The organism is Mucilaginibacter aurantiaciroseus (assembly GCF_024055595.1).
GTDB classification, from domain to species: Bacteria; Bacteroidota; Bacteroidia; order Sphingobacteriales; family Sphingobacteriaceae; genus Mucilaginibacter; species Mucilaginibacter aurantiaciroseus.
Map to the genome: position 1 here is coordinate 1,481,605 of NZ_JAMXOF010000001.1, position 18,242 is coordinate 1,499,846.

The 18,242-nt window shown below is 41.0% G+C and carries 14 protein-coding genes; 10 read left to right on the forward strand and 4 right to left on the reverse strand.

Translation table 11 applies throughout. The features are described 5' to 3' along the window. Nucleotides 1-71: 71 nt before the first annotated feature. The 4 genes from NAF17_RS06790 to NAF17_RS06805 form a co-directional block, all read right to left on the reverse strand. Nucleotides 72-635 (reverse strand): hypothetical protein, encoded by a 564-nt coding sequence (locus NAF17_RS06790; RefSeq protein WP_252757225.1) that lies wholly within the window; start codon nucleotides 633-635, stop codon nucleotides 72-74. Nucleotides 636-1,013: 378 nt separating this feature from the next. Beyond that, nucleotides 1,014-4,193 (reverse strand): efflux RND transporter permease subunit, encoded by a 3,180-nt coding sequence (locus tag NAF17_RS06795; RefSeq protein WP_252757226.1) that lies wholly within the window; start codon nucleotides 4,191-4,193, stop codon nucleotides 1,014-1,016. A 68-nt stretch (nucleotides 4,194-4,261) separates the two neighbouring features. Further along, nucleotides 4,262-5,392 (reverse strand): efflux RND transporter periplasmic adaptor subunit, encoded by a 1,131-nt coding sequence (locus NAF17_RS06800; protein WP_252757227.1) that lies wholly within the window; start codon nucleotides 5,390-5,392, stop codon nucleotides 4,262-4,264. Nucleotides 5,393-5,450: 58 nt separating this feature from the next. After that, the gene (locus NAF17_RS06805) at nucleotides 5,451-6,797 is read right to left on the reverse strand and encodes a TolC family protein (RefSeq protein WP_252757228.1); all 1,347 of its coding nucleotides are present in this window, start codon (nucleotides 6,795-6,797) and stop codon (nucleotides 5,451-5,453) included. 342 nt (nucleotides 6,798-7,139) lie between these two features. On the opposite strand from NAF17_RS06805, the gene spt reads away from it, so the two are divergent. The 10 genes from spt (at nucleotide 7,140) to NAF17_RS06855 (ending at nucleotide 18,213) form a co-directional block, all read left to right on the forward strand. Further along, nucleotides 7,140-8,351 (forward strand): serine palmitoyltransferase, encoded by a 1,212-nt coding sequence (gene spt, locus NAF17_RS06810; protein WP_252757229.1) that lies wholly within the window; start codon nucleotides 7,140-7,142, stop codon nucleotides 8,349-8,351. A 63-nt stretch (nucleotides 8,352-8,414) separates the two neighbouring features. Then, nucleotides 8,415-9,533, forward strand: coding sequence for a GNAT family N-acetyltransferase (locus NAF17_RS06815; RefSeq protein WP_252757230.1), 1,119 nt, complete (start codon nucleotides 8,415-8,417; stop codon nucleotides 9,531-9,533). Nucleotides 9,534-9,764: 231 nt separating this feature from the next. Continuing rightward, a complete protein-coding gene (locus tag NAF17_RS06820) occupies nucleotides 9,765-11,087 on the forward strand; it encodes an inositol-3-phosphate synthase (RefSeq protein WP_252757231.1) in 1,323 nt (440 codons plus the stop codon). A gap of 277 nt (nucleotides 11,088-11,364) precedes the next feature. Beyond that, nucleotides 11,365-11,739: a GtrA family protein gene (locus NAF17_RS06825; RefSeq protein WP_252757232.1), complete on the forward strand. Its 375-nt coding sequence runs from the start codon at nucleotides 11,365-11,367 to the stop codon at nucleotides 11,737-11,739. A 14-nt stretch (nucleotides 11,740-11,753) separates the two neighbouring features. Continuing rightward, a complete protein-coding gene (locus NAF17_RS06830; RefSeq protein WP_252757233.1) occupies nucleotides 11,754-14,303 on the forward strand; it encodes a DUF5686 and carboxypeptidase-like regulatory domain-containing protein in 2,550 nt (849 codons plus the stop codon). Between the two features lie 42 nt (nucleotides 14,304-14,345). Further along, on the forward strand, nucleotides 14,346-15,065 hold the full coding sequence (locus tag NAF17_RS06835) for a CDP-alcohol phosphatidyltransferase family protein (protein ID WP_252757234.1): 720 nt from the start codon (nucleotides 14,346-14,348) through the stop codon (nucleotides 15,063-15,065). Beyond that, on the forward strand, nucleotides 15,058-15,657 hold the full coding sequence (locus NAF17_RS06840) for a DUF4833 domain-containing protein (RefSeq protein ID WP_252757235.1): 600 nt from the start codon (nucleotides 15,058-15,060) through the stop codon (nucleotides 15,655-15,657). The genes NAF17_RS06835 and NAF17_RS06840 overlap by 8 nt, the downstream gene beginning before the upstream one ends. 5 nt (nucleotides 15,658-15,662) lie before the next feature. Then, a complete protein-coding gene (locus NAF17_RS06845) occupies nucleotides 15,663-16,289 on the forward strand; it encodes a sterol desaturase family protein (RefSeq protein WP_252757236.1) in 627 nt (208 codons plus the stop codon). Then, on the forward strand, nucleotides 16,282-17,220 hold the full coding sequence (locus tag NAF17_RS06850) for a phosphatase PAP2 family protein (protein ID WP_252757237.1): 939 nt from the start codon (nucleotides 16,282-16,284) through the stop codon (nucleotides 17,218-17,220). The genes NAF17_RS06845 and NAF17_RS06850 overlap by 8 nt, the downstream gene beginning before the upstream one ends. Nucleotides 17,221-17,451: 231 nt before the next feature. Then, the gene (locus NAF17_RS06855) at nucleotides 17,452-18,213 is read left to right on the forward strand and encodes a hypothetical protein (protein ID WP_252757238.1); all 762 of its coding nucleotides are present in this window, start codon (nucleotides 17,452-17,454) and stop codon (nucleotides 18,211-18,213) included. The last annotated feature ends 29 nt before the right edge of the window (nucleotides 18,214-18,242 follow it).

The following is an 18,242-nucleotide window of genomic DNA, read 5'->3' on the forward strand; positions in this document are numbered from 1 at the left end:
ATTCAAACCAAATAAAAAAGCCCCTCGCCAAATAGACGAGGGGCTTTTTGTTAAGTAGAATTTCGGCAATATTATAAACCGAAACCGTAAGCTATACGTAAACCAACTGTACCAAAGTTATTACTCTGGCCAGAATAATTCTCGTAACGAACACCTACATCCCATTTTTGAGAAGCGTAACCAATTCCAGGTGACGCAATTAATTTTGTATTTTTACTTAACCCTTCTGTGTCTTGATTTTTAAGCGCTCCAAAAGTTTTAGTTTCAAAACCCGCACCAACTTCAGCACCAAAATAAAGATTTTGAGTAAAAAACGCCTTAACACCTAATTTTACAGGTATCATACCATACGAAGCTGTTTTAATATTGGTATTACCAAGTTCTTTACCAAAAAAGTTGTAGTAACCTGATGTTAAAGTTAAAGCCAAATTATCAGCTAATCCGTATTGTAAACGTGCGGTACCACCTATACCAACATTAGAGATATCATGTAAGTTACCCGTTGGTAGTAAACCTTCCACACCTAAACCTAATCGCAAGGCACTTTTTGGAGTAGATTGTGCGATAACATTTGTGCCGATAAATAAAGCTGCTGCTGTAAAAGCAACCGCTATGATTTTTGTCATTTTTTTCATTGTCGTGTTTTTTAGTAATACAATTATTAATTGTGATACACGGCAATAATCAAATACTCTGCCAATTGGCACAATTTAACGGTTAAATGATTTTTAAGTGACACATAAAAAAACTCCATTATGGCTTGTTTTAAAGCCTTATGTGTTGATAATCAATATAATTTTGACTTTTAAACCGCCGTGGTCAAATAATGTTAAAAAAGTTATTTAACATTTGTGAACAACTTTTAAAAGTTTCGGTTATTTGCTAAAAGTTTAGTTTTTATAGATTTTAGGACGGTTTTTTTTAATGCAAACTGCGGCAGGTGCCAAGATTTGGCATCACAAAATTATTCTATACATAAAAAAAGCCTCCGTTGTAACGGAGGCTTTGTAATATTATGATTTGGGATCTATCTCAGGATCGGGTTTGTAGTTCTTTTCCATTTCGGCGAGTTTAGCATCGCCGTAAGCGAATTTAGTAATGATGTAATACAACACCGGCACTATAAAAATAGCCAGCGATGTAGCCATAAACATCCCGCCGAAAACTGTCCAGCCAATGGTCTTTCTTGATTCGGCACCGGCACCTGATGCAAATAGCAACGGTAACACACCCAATATAAATGCCATTGATGTCATGATGATCGGCCGTAAACGCAGCCTTACCGCTTCCAGGGTAGCTTTCTCGAGGTTCATCCCCCTATCCACACGTTCTTTAGCAAACTCTACGATCAGGATGGCATTTTTGGCCGCCAACCCTATCAACGTAATCAAACCAATTTGCGCGTAAACGTTATTGGTTAAGCTTGGTTTAAACATCAGGAACAGGATCGCACCAAACGCTCCCAGCGGTACAGCCAACAGTACCGAGAACGGTACCGACCAGCTTTCATACAACGCAGCCAAGAACAAGAACACAAAGCCTATCGAAAGGGCAAATATGTAAATGGTTTTTGAACCCGATAACAACTCCTCGCGGCTTAAGCCCGAAAACTCGTAACCATAACCCTGCGGTAGGGTTTGCGCAGCTACTTCTTTTAAGGCAGTAATAGCATCTCCGCTACTAAAGCCGGGCTTAGTGCTACCGTTTATCTCCGCAGAGCGAAAAAGGTTGTAATGCGATATTAAGGGGGCATTCTCAATAACCTTGTAACTGGTTAATGTGCTTAATGGCACCATTGCACCGGCATCGTTACGTACAAAGTACTGGCCTATGTTTGCAATATTGGTACGATAGTTTGTATCGGCTTGTGCCACCACCCTAAAGTTACGGCCGTATACGGTAAAGTCGTTTATATAAGCACTACCCATGTAGGTTTGAAGGGTAGCATTCACATCGGAGATCTTCACACCTAATTTCTTAGCTTTTTCCCTGTCAATAGTTAACTGGTAAGCCGGTGTATGCGCACCAAAGAAAGAAAATGCTTTCGCAATTTCGGGGCGTTTATTAACTGCGGCTACAAACGTGTTCAAAACCTTTTCAAACTTCTTAATGTCCCCACCTGCCTCTTTTTCCTGTAATATGAACGAGAAACCACCCGTGTTACCTAAACCCGGAATTGCAGGCGGAGAGATAACAACTACACTGGCCTCTTTAAACTTAGACAGTTTTTTCTGTATGGTTGCGATAACACCGTTTAACTTGTCTTGATCTTTTGTACGTTCTTCCCACGGTTTCAGCTGAACAAATATGGTTGCACTGTTGCTTTTTGTTGCAAAGTTAACCGCGTTTAACCCACCTAACGCGGCGTAGTGATTAATAGCATGTACGGTTTTAAGCGTATCCATCATTTCGTGTAATACTGCTACGGTACGCTCTGTTGATGAACCTTCAGGCAAATCGTAAGTTACGTAGATACGGCCTTCATCCTCCAGCGGTAAAAAACCCGATGGTTTTTTTCTGAACAGCAATACCGTGCCTATAACAATACATAACAATATAATTACCACAAATTTGGAGTTTTTTATCCCCTTATCTACCGCGTTACGGTAGCGGCCGGTAATCCTGTCAAACCACTGGTTAAATTTGTAGAACAGTTTATTTAATCCTGTCGATTTCTCATCAATTTTATGCGGGCGTAATAATATAGTACACAATGCAGGTGTAAGCGATAAAGCTACAAATGCCGAGATCAATACCGAAATAGCAATAGTGATCGCGAACTGTTGGTACAAACGGCCAACAATACCAGGCACAAAACCCACCGGTACAAACACCGCCGCAAGGATCAAAGCGATAGCGATAACCGGCGCCGATATATCTTTCATGGCGTGGTGGGTTGCCTCTTGAGGGCTCATTCCTTTCTCATCCATGTAATGCTGCACGGCCTCTACCACTACAATGGCGTCATCCACCACGATACCAATGGCCAGTACAAAACCGAATAGCGTAAGTGTATTAATAGTAAAGCCTAATGGCACAAAGAAGATGAAAGTACCCACTATAGATACCGGGATAGCCAGTACCGGGATAAGCGTTGTACGCCAGTTTTGCAGGAATAAGAATACCACCACAATTACCAGGAACAAAGCTATAACCAAAGTTTCTATAACCTCTTTAAGAGACACTTTCACCACCGTAACCGATTCAAACGGAACCACGTAATCAATATCCGCAGGGAACGATTTTTTAAGTTCATTCATGGTAGCGGTTACATTATCAGCAGTTTCGATAGCGTTACTACCCGGTGCCTGATATATTAACAGGTAGGATGCCCTTTTACCATCAACAAACGAGTTACCCGCATAATTAAATTTACCAAGTTCTACCCGTGCAATATCTTTCAAATGCACTACAGCGCCAGTTTTCGGGATAGTCTTCACCACAACATTCTCAAATTCTGCCTTATCTGTTAAACGGCCTTTAACCAGTACACTGTACTCAAAGGTTTGCCCCTTCATTTGCGGTGTTGCACCTACCGTACCGGCAGCTACCTGTGCATTCTGTTCAGCCAAAGCAGCCGTAACATCTGCCGATGTCATGTTCAGGGCAGCCAGTTTATCAGGCTTAAGCCAAATACGCATACTAAAGTCATCGGCACGTGTAAACACGTCACCCACACCTTTGGTACGCAGTAGCGCATCCTTTATAAATACGTTGGTATAGTTATCTGTAAAGGTAACACCGTGCGATCCTTTTGGAGAGTACATGGCCACCAGCATCAAAATACTTGGGTTACGTTTACGTACTATCATACCCAAGCGCTGTACCTCTTGCGGCAGGGTTGGCAGGGCTATACCTACACGGTTTTGCACATCAAGCGCGGCGTTATTAATATCGGTACCAACTTCAAAGTTAACGGTCATGCTCATGGCGCCGTTACCTGTGCTGTTACTTTGCAGGTAGGTCATACCGGGGGTACCATTTACCTGCACTTCTACAGGTGTGGCAACGGTTTGCTCAACCGTTAAGGCATCAGCACCGGTATAAGTACCGGTTACCTGCACGGTAGGCGGTGTAATTTCGGGGTATTGCCCTATCGGGAGGCTCGACATGGCCAGCAACCCAACGATCAGTATAACCAGTGATATGACTATAGCGGTTACCGGGCGTTTTATAAAAGTATCTGCGATCATTATATATGTCTTTTTCTTAAAATATTCGGGATATGCCCCATTAAGTAGCTATCGTAAAAACGCGTTTATTATTTAGCAGCCGGGGCTCCACTTGCACCAGCCGGTGGGCCAAGTGTTATTTTACCACCATCGCGTAAGCGCTGGAAACCTTCGGTTATAATTTTATCACCTGGTTTAACGCCGTCCATAATAACCACATTGCTTTGGATGCGGGGACCCAATTGCACTTTCACCTGCTTCGCGATGGTATCTTGCGACACAAATACAAAAAACTCACCCATTTGCTCGGTAATGGCTTTATATGGAATCTGCACGCGGTCGCCCGAATTATCGTTCAACACCTGCAACACACAGCTCATGCCATCCTTCAATTGATCGTCAGCATTAGGGAACTGGATCCGTACTTTAATGGTACCTGTTTGGTCGCTAACGCCACGGTCAATAGCGAATACTTTACCCGGTTTATTAAATATAGTACCATCTGCAGTTTGCAATAGAAAGGTAATATCGGTACTTGCTTTTTGCAATTTGTAAAAGCGGTTTATGTTCTGCTCGTTTATCACCACGTCAACACCAATTGGGTTGCCTGTTGATATCGTGTTTAATAAGGTAGTACCCGGTGAAACCTGTGCACCTAATTTAACCTGCGAAATACCAATACGGCCCGTAAACGGCGCCCTAATGGTAGCGTAAGAAAGATCGGTAGCGGCAGACTCAACCCCTGCCTGCGCTACAGCAACCTGGCTGCGGCTGATTTCGTAAGAGGCGGTAGCCTGGTCAACCGTTTGGCGGGCCACGGCGTCGTTCTTTAACAGCATGTTATAGCGGTCAATATCTTTTTGTGCTTTGCTTAGGTTTGCTTTGGCACTAAGCAGGTTTGCTTTGGCTTGCTCGTAAGCGGCAACATATTTACGGCGGTCTATTTCATATAAAGGCTTGCCTTTTTGTACCACGTCACCTTCTTTAAAAAAGATGCCGGTAATAAAACCACCAACCTGGCTGCGCAGCTCAACAGAGTTAAGTGCGGTAACAGTGCCCTGGTATTTATCATAGTAAATCGCGTCGGCTTTTTTAGCCTCTACAACATTTACAGGTGTAGGCGGCTGGGCAATGGCGGCATCCTTTGATTTTTTGTCACCGCATGACGATATGGTTATTAATGCGATGGCGGCGATGGTATAGGTATATCTATTTTTCATTATAAGTGTGTGTCGGGTGGTTTCGTGATTATCTTATTAATTTTTGTACGGCTATATATTATTGTATGGTTTCGGGTTGCAACGTACCCAATGATCTTTGTAGATCTATCTTACTTGATAACAGCTGGAACAGTGCGTTATAATAGTTTAGCTCGGCTGTGCGGAGGTCTGCCTGTGATACAATTACATCCAAATAGGTTTTTATCCCCTCGCGGTATTGCAGGTCAACTACTTTATACACATCCTTGGCTAAGGTTACGTTTTCGTTTAATATCAACCAGTTAGTGTAATTGCTTTTGTAATTGGCTAATGCCTGTGCATATTCGGTATTGATAGTATTACGGCTGTTGATCAGGTCAAGGTCGCTGCGCTCTACCTGTAAACGCGCTTTGGCTAAATTTTGCAAACGCTTACCGCCCGTAAAAATCGGGAAGGTCAACGACAGGCCTGCAAATGATGTTGGGTAACCGTTATTATATAGCTTAGAAAAACTGTCGTTAAAATAAGCAAGGCTGTAACCTCCGGTGGCTGACAGCGACGGCAGGAAACCCCATTTATAATAAGATATATTTAAGTTAAGCAGGTTTTTTTGGGTTTGCAGCAAGCGGTACTCTACCCGGTTGGTATAGTTCAACATTTGGTTGGTATCAACAACCGCCTCTGATGTTAAACGAGCCGAATCATAAGCAAGGGCCAGTCCTTTTTCGGGGTTAAAGCCCATTATTTGTTTTAGCAAAGCGGTTTTACTTTTAATAGCCTCCTGTATTTGCTTTTGCGATGCAAGTGAATTGTTTAAGGCGATGGTGGCCTGTTTATAATCTGTTTTATCAACCACACCAGCCTGGTAGCGCGAATACGCATCCTTTAAACTACGGCGAAGCCTCACAATATCTTCTTTTATAATATCTAACTGGCGTTGCGATAGCAATACGTCATAAAATGCCTTGCTTACGTAAGATACTACATCTATTTTACTGCTTTCGGTATTTTGTTTATAATATTGCCTCGAGTATTTAGATGCGCGCGAAGCCTGCAGCACATCATTATTGTAAATAACCTGGCTGGCATTTACGCCTATAGTAGATACATTGTGCACTATGGCAAAGTTCTGCTGGCCGGTTCCCTGACCTGCTGCAAACTGCGCAGGCCTTTGAATGAAATGCTGAAAAGAGTTGCTGCTGTTTAGCTGTGGTAACCATGCCGATAGCGCTATACTTATATCGCGTTCGTTAATTTGTTCATCAATATTGGCTTGTTTTAACTGCGGCTGGTTGCGCAAGGCAAAATCAATACTTTGCTTTAAGTTAACTACAGCTGTTGTGGTATCGGCTGGAGATTGTGCAAATAATACTACCGGCAAAAAAAGCAGTATATTGGGAATGAATAAGTAACGGATTTTTTTCATAAAAAGCTAAGATGCAAAAAGACGGAAATAATGAAGAAAGGTTTTCTTATTATTTCCAGAATTGTTAATAAGGAATGCGAATATGATATTATTATAAACTTATTTAAAATCATCCACAGGAATATTACGTAATTAGGAGACTACAATGATAATTGGCACGATTTTGAACATTTTTAAAACAAATGTAAAATAATGGTAGCAAATAAATAAAAAATTTAATTAATTTGCCTGTTAGAAGTATATTAACATACTATTAAGGTAGTGTGTAAAAAATTTACATTCTCCATGCAAGTTATAAGCTTATTCATGGTATTTTTACAAAAATTTAAGCAGCGTCTATAAATGGTTAAAAAGTTACACGAGAAGATTGCCCAGTTCCAGGATGCAAACATGATCAGGGCGCAGGGACTGTATCCATTTTTCAGACCTATTGAGTCTGCCCAGGATACTGAGGTAATTATCGATAAAAAAAGAGTGTTAATGTTTGGCTCTAATTCATATTTGGGGCTAACAAACCATCCCCTTATAAAAGAAGCTTCAAAACAGGCAATTGATAAATACGGAACCGGCTGCGCAGGTTCCCGGTTTTTAAATGGCACACTGGATATCCACATTGAGTTAGAGAATAGGCTTGCCCAGTATGTTGGTAAAGAGGCTACCGTATTATTTAGTACAGGTTACCAGGTAAACCTTGGCGTACTGTCATGCATCACCGGCCGTAACGATTATTTAATATTAGACGAATATGATCACGCCTGCATCATAGATGGCAGCCGTTTGTCTTTTTCAAAAGTTATTAAATATGCCCATAACGACATGGATGACCTGGCCCGCAAGCTGAGTATCCTGCCCGAAGAAGCGGTGAAGGTGATTGCGGTGGATGGTATATTTAGCATGGAGGGTGATATTGTTAAATTACCACAAATAGTTAAGCTTGCCGAAAAGTTTGGTGCAAACATTATGGTAGATGACGCACACAGCCTGGGTGTAATAGGCCATAAAGGTGCCGGTACAGCGTCTCACTTTAACGTTACCGATGATGTAGACCTTATTATGGGTACATTCAGCAAGTCTTTAGCATCGTTAGGTGGTTTTATCGCTGCTGATGCCGACACTATTGATTATATTAAACACCGTGCACGTTCATTAATGTTTAGCGCAAGTATGCCTCCGGGCTCTGTAGCGAGTGTTATTGCTGCCTTAAATATCATTGAATCTGAACCTGAAAGGATGCAGAAACTTTGGGACAATACGAATTATGCCATGAAGCTTTTACTGGACGAAGGTTTTGATCTTGGCCCTACAGAAAGCCCTATATTGCCTATTTATATTCGCGATAATTCAAAAACTTTCCAGGTGACTAATTACCTGCAAAATGTGGGTGTATTTGTAAACCCTGTTGTATCCCCTGCTGTACCGTCAGACTCATCATTGTTAAGGTTCTCATTAATGGCAACCCACACTTTTGCGCAAATTGACGAGGCCGTAGAAAAGCTGATACAGGCGTGTAAACATGTAGGCGTAATCAATAATACTGTTAAAGAAAACATATAGTCTCTTTAAAATTACAGCGGTACCACGCCTGCATGGTACCGCTGTTAACCCACCCCACCCCAAATGAAAAAAATTGTACCGGTACAGTCAAAAAAAGAACTTGCTGCTTTTATTGACTTCCCGCATGACCTGTATAAGAACGACCCGCTTTACGTACCCGAATTATTTATTGCCCAAAAGGACCTGCTAACCACGCACCCGTTCCACAAGCATTCATCATTGCAAACCTTTTTGGCTTACGATGGCGATAAAATAGTTGGCCGCATAGCAGCCATTTACAACACAAACCATAATAGCTTTAACAAAGTGAACGATGGTTTTTTTGGTTTTTTTGATTGCGTTAACGACCAGGAAACCGCTAACCTGCTTTTTGAGACCGCTACTAAATGGGTTAAAGAAAAAGGCGCGCAAAACATTATTGGCCCGGTAAACCCATCAACAAATGAAACATGCGGTTTGTTGATCAAGGGGTTTGATAAGTCGCCGGTTGTTATGATGACCTACAACCCGGAGTATTATATTACCTTGTTAGAGAATGCCGGTTTCAAAAAACAAACCGACTTACTTGCCTGGTACTGGGATGGCGCAAACTACAACGATAAATCGTTAAGGATGCTGGATATGCTTTCAGAGCGTTTAAAACGCAACAGCAATGTAGTAATCCGTAAAATAAACTTAAAGAATTTTAAGCAGGAGGCCGATGCCCTGCGCGATGTTTATAATAAAGCCTGGGATAAAAATCTTGGCTTTTTCCCGATGACCAACGAGGAGTTTGATTATACCGCCAAAGATCTTAAAATGATACTTGACCCCGATTTTGCTTTTGTGGCAGAACAGGACGGTAAAATTGTAGGCTTTGGTGTAGCCATCCCCGATATTAACCAGATCCTAAAAACCATTAAAAAAGGCCGCCTATTGCCTACAGGTATCTTTAAATTATTATTAAACAAAAAGAAGGTAACCGGCATCCGCATTATGCTTTTAGGCGTAATTGATGGGTACCGTAAACTGGGTATAGAGGCATCGCTATATGGCAGCATTATTAAAGAGTACAGGCGCAAAGGCTTAAAATATGCCGAAGCATCATGGACGCTTGAAAACAACGACATGGTAAATCGTGCCATTGAAGCAATTGGCGGCGAACAGTACAAAACTTATAGGATATACGAAAAGGCTATATAGCTATAGCCAATCTTCATCTGCCTGTAAGAATTATAAATTTTCAACCAAAAAATTATATTCTTTTAATTTACAATTAAAACGAACCCCTAACGGTTTTAATTGTTATATACTAATAGTACCCGTGAGCGATCACTACTATATAAAGCAACAATAAACTAAATAACCTATCACAAACAAACTTTAAAACTGTTTGTGGTATGTAGCATTATCCTTTAAAAACAACAGTAAGTAATGAAAATTAACATTAAACCTGCAGAAGGTAAATTAGGTATATTAATACCTGGTTTAGGCGCAGTAGCTACTACACTAATTGCCGGTGTTGAAGCTGTAAAAAAAGGCATTTCTCAGCCTATAGGCTCATTAACCCAAATGGGTAGCATCCGCTTAGGCAAACGTACCGAAGCACGTCATCCAAAAATTAAAGATTTTGTACCATTGGCTAACCTTAACGACATTGTTTTCGGTGGGTGGGATGTGTATGAAGATAACGTTTACCAAGCAGCCGTAAACGCTAAAGTACTTGAACGCGACCTGTTAGATTCAGTTAGAGAAGGTTTAGAATCAATTAAACCGATGAAAGCTGCGTTTGATATAAACTACGCAAAAAACCTTGATGGTACTTACGTTAAAACCGGTACCCGTCACGAACTTGCACAGCAGATTATGGAAGACATCAAAAACTTCCAGAAAGATAACGGTTTAGATCGCGTTGTATTGGTATGGTGTGGTTCTACCGAGGTTTACTTCGAAGGATCTGAGATTCACCAAACACTTGCTGCATTTGAGCAGGCTTTGTTAGATGATGACAAACGCATTGCGCCAAGCATGATCTACGCTTACGCAGCTTTAAAACTTGGTGTACCGTTTGCTAATGGCGCCCCTAATTTAACGGTTGATATCCCTGCCATGATAGAATTGGCTAAGATCACCAAAACACCAATTGCCGGAAAAGATTTTAAAACCGGCCAAACTTTAATGAAAACTGTATTGGCACCAGGCCTTGCAGCACGTTCATTAGGTGTACACGGTTGGTTCTCTACCAACATTTTGGGTAACCGCGATGGTTTGGTTTTAGACGATCCGGATAACTTTAAAACTAAGGAAGTATCTAAATTAGGTGTGTTAGAAGATATTCTTCGCCCCGAAGATAACCCGGAACTTTACGGCGAGATCTTCCACAAGATCCGTATTAACTACTACCCGCCACATGGCGATAACAAAGAGAGCTGGGATAACATCGACATTTTTGGCTGGTTAGGCTACAAAATGCAGATCAAGATCAACTTCCTTTGCCGCGACTCTATCCTGGCAGCACCTATTGCTTTAGACTTAGCTTTATTTTGCGATATGGCTAAACGTGCTAATATGAGCGGTATCCAGGAGTGGTTATCATTCTATCTTAAATCGCCGCAAACTGCGCCGGGTTTACATGCCGAGAATGATATCTTCAAACAACTTATCAAACTGGAAAATACCTTACGTTACTTAATGGGCGAAGACCTGATCACGCATCTGGGCCTCGACTATTATGACGACATGTTCGCAGGTCAGTAATTTATAACAAATTGTATTAAAACTGGTTGTTGCCTTAACGGGCGGTAACCAGTTTTTTATTTTGCGGGGTTTTTAGGTTTAAAATACCGATATTTGCAGCAAAGCACAAACCTCCCCCCGAGGGTATTTTTGTTTCAGTTAAACTAATTGCAGTATTTTTTACGTAGATGGAAACAAAATATTCACTATACCGTCTACTACGATATACCACAAATTAGGTTAACTAATAACCTTACGGCAAGGTTAAAACGTATTAGCCGGATTATTTAAAACATAAATGGCAACATTTGTTAAGGCACAAGCCTCATCCTTTATAGCATCACTAATTGACTTTCTGACTACGATAGTATGTAAGGAGGTTTTTTTAATTTGGTATGTTACGGCAAGCTTTATAGGAACGGTTGCCGGCGGCTTTACCAATTTTGCTTTAGGTAGGGCCTGGGTGTTTAGAAAACGCAAAGAGAAGACCATACCGCTACAGGCGTTTAAATACCTTTTGGTGTGGTGTGGTAATTTGGCATTAAATACATTAGGCGTATTTTTAGTTACGCACTATATAAAAATAGATTACAAGATCTCAAAGATCGTTGTATCATTTACAGTAGGGATTACATACAATTATTTCCTGCAAAAGAAGTTTGTATTTGCATAACTGAATAAATTTTAATGAATTTTAAATATCACATTAAATACATATTTCTTGTATCTTTTTTACTAATAGGCTTTGCGGCTACAGCGCAAAACACCATTATAACGGGCAAGGTGACCGATGGCAGCAACCCCGACGGCTTACCTTTTGTATCCGTAACATTAGTTGGCAGCAATGTAGGCACGGTTACAAATCGTACAGGCCATTATACTATCCGCATAACCGGCAGTTATAACCAAATAAAAGTTAGCTACGTTGGTTTTAAAGATGCTACCTACAATGTAGCCCCTGGTAAAGAACAGGTCATAAATGTAAAGATGATCCCTTCCTCTACCGCACTTAGCGAGGTAAACATCAAATCTGCAAAAAAAAATAAGTATGTAAATGAGAACCCTGCCGTGGCGCTGATCCGTAAGGTTATTGAGAATAAAGAGAAGAACCGCCCAAGTGCCTATAACTACGTGGAGTACAAAGAGTATGATAAGATACAGTTCTCGCTCAGCAATATCTCTGATAAAGTTAAAGAAAGAAGGCTTTTCCGTAAGTATAAGTTTGTGTTTGAAAATAAGGATAGCACAAGTTATCCGGGCAAAACGCTATTGCCTATATATTTAAAAGAGAGCCTGTCAAAAGTATATTACCGTAAAGCTCCAGAGGCTACCCGTAATGTGATACTTGGTGAAAAATCGGTTGATTTTGGGCCCGGTTTTGATGCCGAAGGTTTAGGCCAATACTTTAAACACCTTTACGAAAAAGTTGATATTTACGATAATAGTACGTTATTGTTAGGCCGCGAATTTTTAAGCCCTATCGCTAGCACCGCGCCAAACTTTTACAAATACTTTATAACTGATACCATTACGCTCAACAGCGGTAAAAAGCTGGTACAGCTTAGCTTTACCCCGCGCAACACCAACGATATTTTATTTGAAGGCGATATCTACATCACCCTTGATGGTAATTACGCCGTGCAAAAGGCCGGCTTAACCATCAACAAAAACATCAACGTAAATTTTGTTCGCACCATGCACGTTGACCAGGATTTTGAACTAAGTACCGACGGCCGTTACCACCTGAGCAAAAGCAACACCTTTGCCGATTTTGGTATAACCGCCAAGCGAAAAAGCGGGCTTTTTGGTACGCGAGTGCTTACTATCAAAAATTTCGAGATCAATAAACCTCACCAGGATACCCTATACAAAGCAAAGGCCGAACTGGAGGATGAAGAATTGCGCAGCCGCCCCGAAAGTTTTTGGACAGAAAACCGTTTAGATACCCTTACCACTGCCGAATCTAAAGTTTACAAAAACATCGATAGCCTGGTGCATATGCCGTCATTCAAGCGTACGGCGGATATCGTTAACTTATTATTCGCCGGTTTTAAAAACTTTGGCAAATTTGAAATAGGCCCGGCCAGTACGTTCTACAGTTTTAACCCGATAGAGGGTTTCAGGCTGCGCGTTGGTGGCCGTACCACTGCCGATTTTAGTAAAAAGATCTTTTTTGAAAGCTACGGCGCCTATGGTTTTAAAGACCAAAAATGGAAGTATCTTTTCGCCACAACCTACTCGTTAAATGGCAAAAGCGTTTACAGGTTCCCGCAACATTATATTCGCGGTAGTTTCCAGCGCGATACCAAAATACCGGGCCAGGAACTTCAGTTTGTTCAGGAGGATAACTTTTTGCTATCCTTTAAGCGTGGCCGGAACGATAAGTATTACTACAACGATATTTACAAAATAGATTACCAAAGCGAATACGAAAACCATTTCTCGTACCACATCGGCTTAAAAAAACTGATGCAAACACCTGCGGGTAGCCTGTTCCCGTTCATCAACACACAGGGAACAAGTACCTTTGCCAACCTAACCACTTCTGAAATTAACGTGGGAATCCGCTATGCGCCAAACGAACAGTTTTACCAGGGTAAATTATTCCGTGCGCCCATCATCAACCAGTACCCTAAATTATCGCTCGATTATACGAAGGGATTGAGAAACGTTTTAGGAGGCGAGTACGGTTACGACAAAATAGACTTTAGGGGTGATAAGCGTTTTTACCTGGCGCCGTTCGGCTTCTCGGATGTGATAGTTGAAGGGTCAAAAACCTTCGGGCAGATCCCTTACCCGTTATTGAACATCCACCGCGCCAACCAGACATTCTCTTACGTTATCGACTCGTATAACCTAATGAACTTTTTGGAGTTTGTGAGCGATAAATCTGCCAGCGTTATCATCGACCATCACTTTGGAGGTTACTTTTTTAACAAGATCCCGTTACTTAAAAAACTAAAATGGCGCGAAACCTTGTCCGGTAAAGCATTATGGGGTGGCTTAAGCGCGCAAAACACACCATCGTTACACCCCAATTTATACCAGTTCCCGGTTGATGAGAACGGCAACCCAATAAGTTACGCCTTAGGAAAAACACCATATATTGAAGGAAGTATCGGTATCGAAAACATCTTTAAGTTTGTGCGTGTTGACTACGTTAAACGATTTACTTATCTGGACCACCCCGACATTGCAAAATGGGGCATCCGTTTAAAAATCAAATTTGACTTTTAATCAATAATAATTAATTTAGGTCTATATACTTTTTACATCGAAATGGAATCACAAACATCAGTACGCACAAGCCTTCAACTGGGGATATATAAGGTTATCGACCCATTTGTAAAGCTTCTGATTAAGATAGGTTTAACACCTAATGCCGTTACATCTATTGGTTTTGTTTTAAATGTGGGCGTGGCGGCAATATTTATTATTGGTGCCGAGGATGGCAATCGTGGCGATCTTAGCTACGTTGGCTGGTCCGGCGGCCTTATCTTGTTTGCAGGTCTTTTTGATATGCTCGACGGGCAGGTAGCCCGTCTGGGTAATATGAAATCGGTTTTCGGCGCTTTGTACGATTCTGTTTTAGACCGCTATAGCGAACTGATTATGTTTTTGGGCATTTGTTATTACCTTGTTGCCCATCACTATTTCTTAAGCTCAATATTCGCCTTCATCGCCCTTATAGGTTCCATGATGGTTAGCTATGTGCGTGCCCGTGCCGAAGGTTTAGGCGTAGATGCAAAAGGAGGCCTGATGCAACGCCCCGAGCGTGTGGTTACCATTGGTTTGTTTGCAATATTTTGTGGTATTGCTTCTTCATACCTCCCGGCCGATTATAAATTATATATCCCGGGCATCAAATGGCATGTTTTCGAAACCATGACTATCTTTACATTCCCTATCGCAGTACTTGCCGTTTTAACCAATTTTACAGCCTTTAAAAGATTGATGAATGCAAAAAAAGCACTAGACGAGAAAGAAGAGAATGAATAAAACGCTTTTGAAGTATTTTGCTGTATTTTTTTTAGTGTTTGCAATGGCTGTGTTTCACGCCGCCGCTAAACACGGCAAAGTACACCAAACAGATACTACAAAACGCACCGACGATAAAGGACGTGCTTACCCTACCCCGCCGCCAAATCCTCAACGTTTATTTTACCTGCAGCGTTCGCAAAACATCAACGCGCTATCGTACGATATTAACATAGATAAGGCTACAGGCAAACCCGATGAAGATTCGCCCATACATGTATATTGGTTAAGATATGCAGAGGGCCATGGCGAACCATCGGAATTAACTTATTTACAGCGTAAATTTGCGTATGGTGTAACTTCTAAAGCCTTGGGCAACGATAAGTATGATATCAGAATTATGTCATACAATCAATTTCAGCTTACTTTAATGAAGGCTGCCGACGGAAAATATCATATCTTCGCAATTGTATCCAAAAAACAAATGTTACTCCAAAATATTTTTATAAAGATAGAGGGTGGCACTTTGTGGGTACCAAATGTTATTTTTGTAGAAATGAAAGGTACAGACCCCGTTACAGGAAAAGAGGTTACCCAACGTTTTAAACCCTGATTACTATGGCAAAGAATTTTGTATCGAACTCGCAGGAATCTGTGAGGATGTTTAAAAGCAGTTTTTTAGAAAGCTTATCAAAAGTGCACTACTTTGTGCCTGTTATACTTTTTTTACCGGTTATTTTAGTAACCAGTTATTTGGCTTACGATAGAAATATAGGTGTGGTTAACTACATTTGGTTATTTATAGGCGGCCTGTTTGTTTGGACACTTACCGAATACATTATGCACCGCTTTGTGTTCCATTTTGTGCCAAAACAACCGTGGGCTTTGCGTTTGCACTTTATATTCCACGGTGTACACCACGATTACCCCAGCGATGCGAAACGCTTAGTAATGCCACCATCGGCAAGTATCCCCTTGGCTACCGGTTTTTACCTTCTGTTTAATGTCTTTTTGCCTGCTAACTATATTTTTGGATTTTTCCCGGGCTTTATTTTAGGTTACCTGTTTTATGATATATCGCACTACGCCATACATCATTTTAACTTTAAAGGCAACTTTTGGAAAAACATTAAGCAACACCACATGCTGCACCATTACCAGGACCCTACCAAAGGTTACGGCGTAAGCTCTCCCCTGTGGGATAAGATATTCAGTTCAGATTTCATTAAAAAGCAGAATGGCTAATGCTGCTGGCGATGGTGTCCGGATCAATGCGAAAAGTATAAGCATTGTTACCGGCGTATCCATTGCATACCTTATCTTATCGTATTTTTTAGTTGGTTTTAAAACAGATCAACTTATTTTGCTTGGCATATTTAACGTTTTGTTTTATGCATCGGTAATTACCCGCAAGTTTATACTGGGTTTTACCATCTTTATCGTTTACTGGATCATTTTTGATTATATGAAGGCATTCCCTAATTATAATTATAATAATGTGGCCGTAGGCGGTTTATATGGTGCCGAAAAATATGTTTTCGGGATCACTTATCACGGTAAATCCCTAACCCCTAATGAATACCTGCGCATGCAGGGTACCGATTTTTTAGATACCATGGCCGGGCTGTTTTACCTGTGCTGGATACCCGTGCCGCTGGCTTTTGCAGCTTATTTGTTTTTTAAGAATAAACGCCAGTTCCTTTACTTTTCGCTAACATTTGTGCTGGTGAACATGCTGGGCTTTATCGTTTACTATTTATACCCCGCCGCACCACCATGGTATATCCAGTTCCATGGCTTTAATTTTCACCCCCTAACACAAGGCAACACTGCCGGTTTGGCCAGGTTTGATAAGCTATTTCATGTAAACTTGTTTAAATCGATCTACGCTAAAGGCTCCAATGTATTCGCTGCTATGCCGTCGCTGCACTCTTCATACCCGGTTATAGTGGTTTATTATGGCATTAAGAACCGCCTGGGGCTCATCAATTGGTTTTTTGGTGTTGTGATGCTTGGCATATGGTTTACCGCCGTGTACGCCAGCCACCACTACGTGCTTGATGTACTTGCGGGGATTGCTTGCGCCACATTAGGTATCTTGATCTTCAATTTGGTAAGATCAAGATCGGCCAGGTTTAACACTTTCCTGGACAAGTACGAAAGCGTAATACAGTAACTATATCAATTTGCTGATACTGTACACTTTTATGTACTTCTACCATTTAACTGTTAATAAATTTTATTACTGTTGAAATCTATTTATTAAACCATAAGTAGCTATAAATCAAACTAATTGTAATATTAGGGTAGTTTATTGTACCTTACCCACCCCGCTGTTAAATAATGGCAATAACGGGCATTAAATTTGAAGATGGTACAACATGGCACATTTTGAGATCTTAAGCAGATGAAAAAACTTTTTATACTTTTCACATTTATATTAGCCGCTACTACATTTGCCGCGCATGCCGATGACGTTGACAAAAACAACATCGACAGCCTTAAACAAAAACTGCAGCTTACCACCAACGATACACTTAAAGGTGTGATCTACACCCAGATCGCGACCGAATATTTAAAATTCGACAAGCAGCCCAACCGTAATTTAAAAGCTTACTACCAAACAGAAGCTATCCACTATACTTTATTGGCCCTGCATAACTATAGCTATTACGAAGATACTACAGGTATCCGCGCTAGCTTTGATGACCTTGCACGAGTATATGTTGCACAACGCAAATTCAGCGAAGCCAAATGGTTCACCCTGCAATCAAACAAGATCTCGCGCCAGGTAAAAGACATCCCGAATATCATTAGCTCACTGGTGAAACTGTCATCCATTAAAATGGACCTCAAAGAATACAAAATGGCCATGCGCGATTTGAATGAGGCCTTAAGATGGTCTACCAACATGCCCGCTTTGGAAGCCATTGTTCAACAGAATTACGCTTATCTTTACAATCGTTTAAAAGACTACGATAAAGGGGATGCCGCCGAAAAACGCGCTACCGAACTTACCGAACAGGCCGCACGAGACGCGGATAAACCTGTTCTTATAAGTTTTGATAATTCACCTTCAAAACCTGTAGTAATTAAAAAGAAAAAGGTACTGGTAACCACTAAAAAACCTGCAAAGGCGATAGCTGTTGGTAAACTGGCCTCGTTATAATACCCTCTTATCTTCACGAAAATTATTAC

Excerpts from the sequence above, each read along its gene's own strand:
- NAF17_RS06790 (WP_252757225.1), bottom strand. The coding sequence starts at position 635 with ATGAAAAAAATGACAAAAATCATAGCGGTTGCTTTTACAGCAGCAGCT.
- NAF17_RS06795 (WP_252757226.1), bottom strand. The coding sequence starts at position 4,193 with ATGATCGCAGATACTTTTATAAAACGCCCGGTAACCGCTATAGTCATA.
- NAF17_RS06800 (WP_252757227.1), bottom strand. The coding sequence starts at position 5,392 with ATGAAAAATAGATATACCTATACCATCGCCGCCATCGCATTAATAACC.
- NAF17_RS06805 (WP_252757228.1), bottom strand. The coding sequence starts at position 6,797 with ATGAAAAAAATCCGTTACTTATTCATTCCCAATATACTGCTTTTTTTG.
- spt (WP_252757229.1), top strand. The coding sequence starts at position 7,140 with ATGGTTAAAAAGTTACACGAGAAGATTGCCCAGTTCCAGGATGCAAAC.
- NAF17_RS06815 (WP_252757230.1), top strand. The coding sequence starts at position 8,415 with ATGAAAAAAATTGTACCGGTACAGTCAAAAAAAGAACTTGCTGCTTTT.
- NAF17_RS06820 (WP_252757231.1), top strand. The coding sequence starts at position 9,765 with ATGAAAATTAACATTAAACCTGCAGAAGGTAAATTAGGTATATTAATA.
- NAF17_RS06825 (WP_252757232.1), top strand. The coding sequence starts at position 11,365 with ATGGCAACATTTGTTAAGGCACAAGCCTCATCCTTTATAGCATCACTA.
- NAF17_RS06830 (WP_252757233.1), top strand. The coding sequence starts at position 11,754 with ATGAATTTTAAATATCACATTAAATACATATTTCTTGTATCTTTTTTA.
- NAF17_RS06835 (WP_252757234.1), top strand. The coding sequence starts at position 14,346 with ATGGAATCACAAACATCAGTACGCACAAGCCTTCAACTGGGGATATAT.
- NAF17_RS06840 (WP_252757235.1), top strand. The coding sequence starts at position 15,058 with ATGAATAAAACGCTTTTGAAGTATTTTGCTGTATTTTTTTTAGTGTTT.
- NAF17_RS06845 (WP_252757236.1), top strand. The coding sequence starts at position 15,663 with ATGGCAAAGAATTTTGTATCGAACTCGCAGGAATCTGTGAGGATGTTT.
- NAF17_RS06850 (WP_252757237.1), top strand. The coding sequence starts at position 16,282 with ATGGCTAATGCTGCTGGCGATGGTGTCCGGATCAATGCGAAAAGTATA.
- NAF17_RS06855 (WP_252757238.1), top strand. The coding sequence starts at position 17,452 with ATGAAAAAACTTTTTATACTTTTCACATTTATATTAGCCGCTACTACA.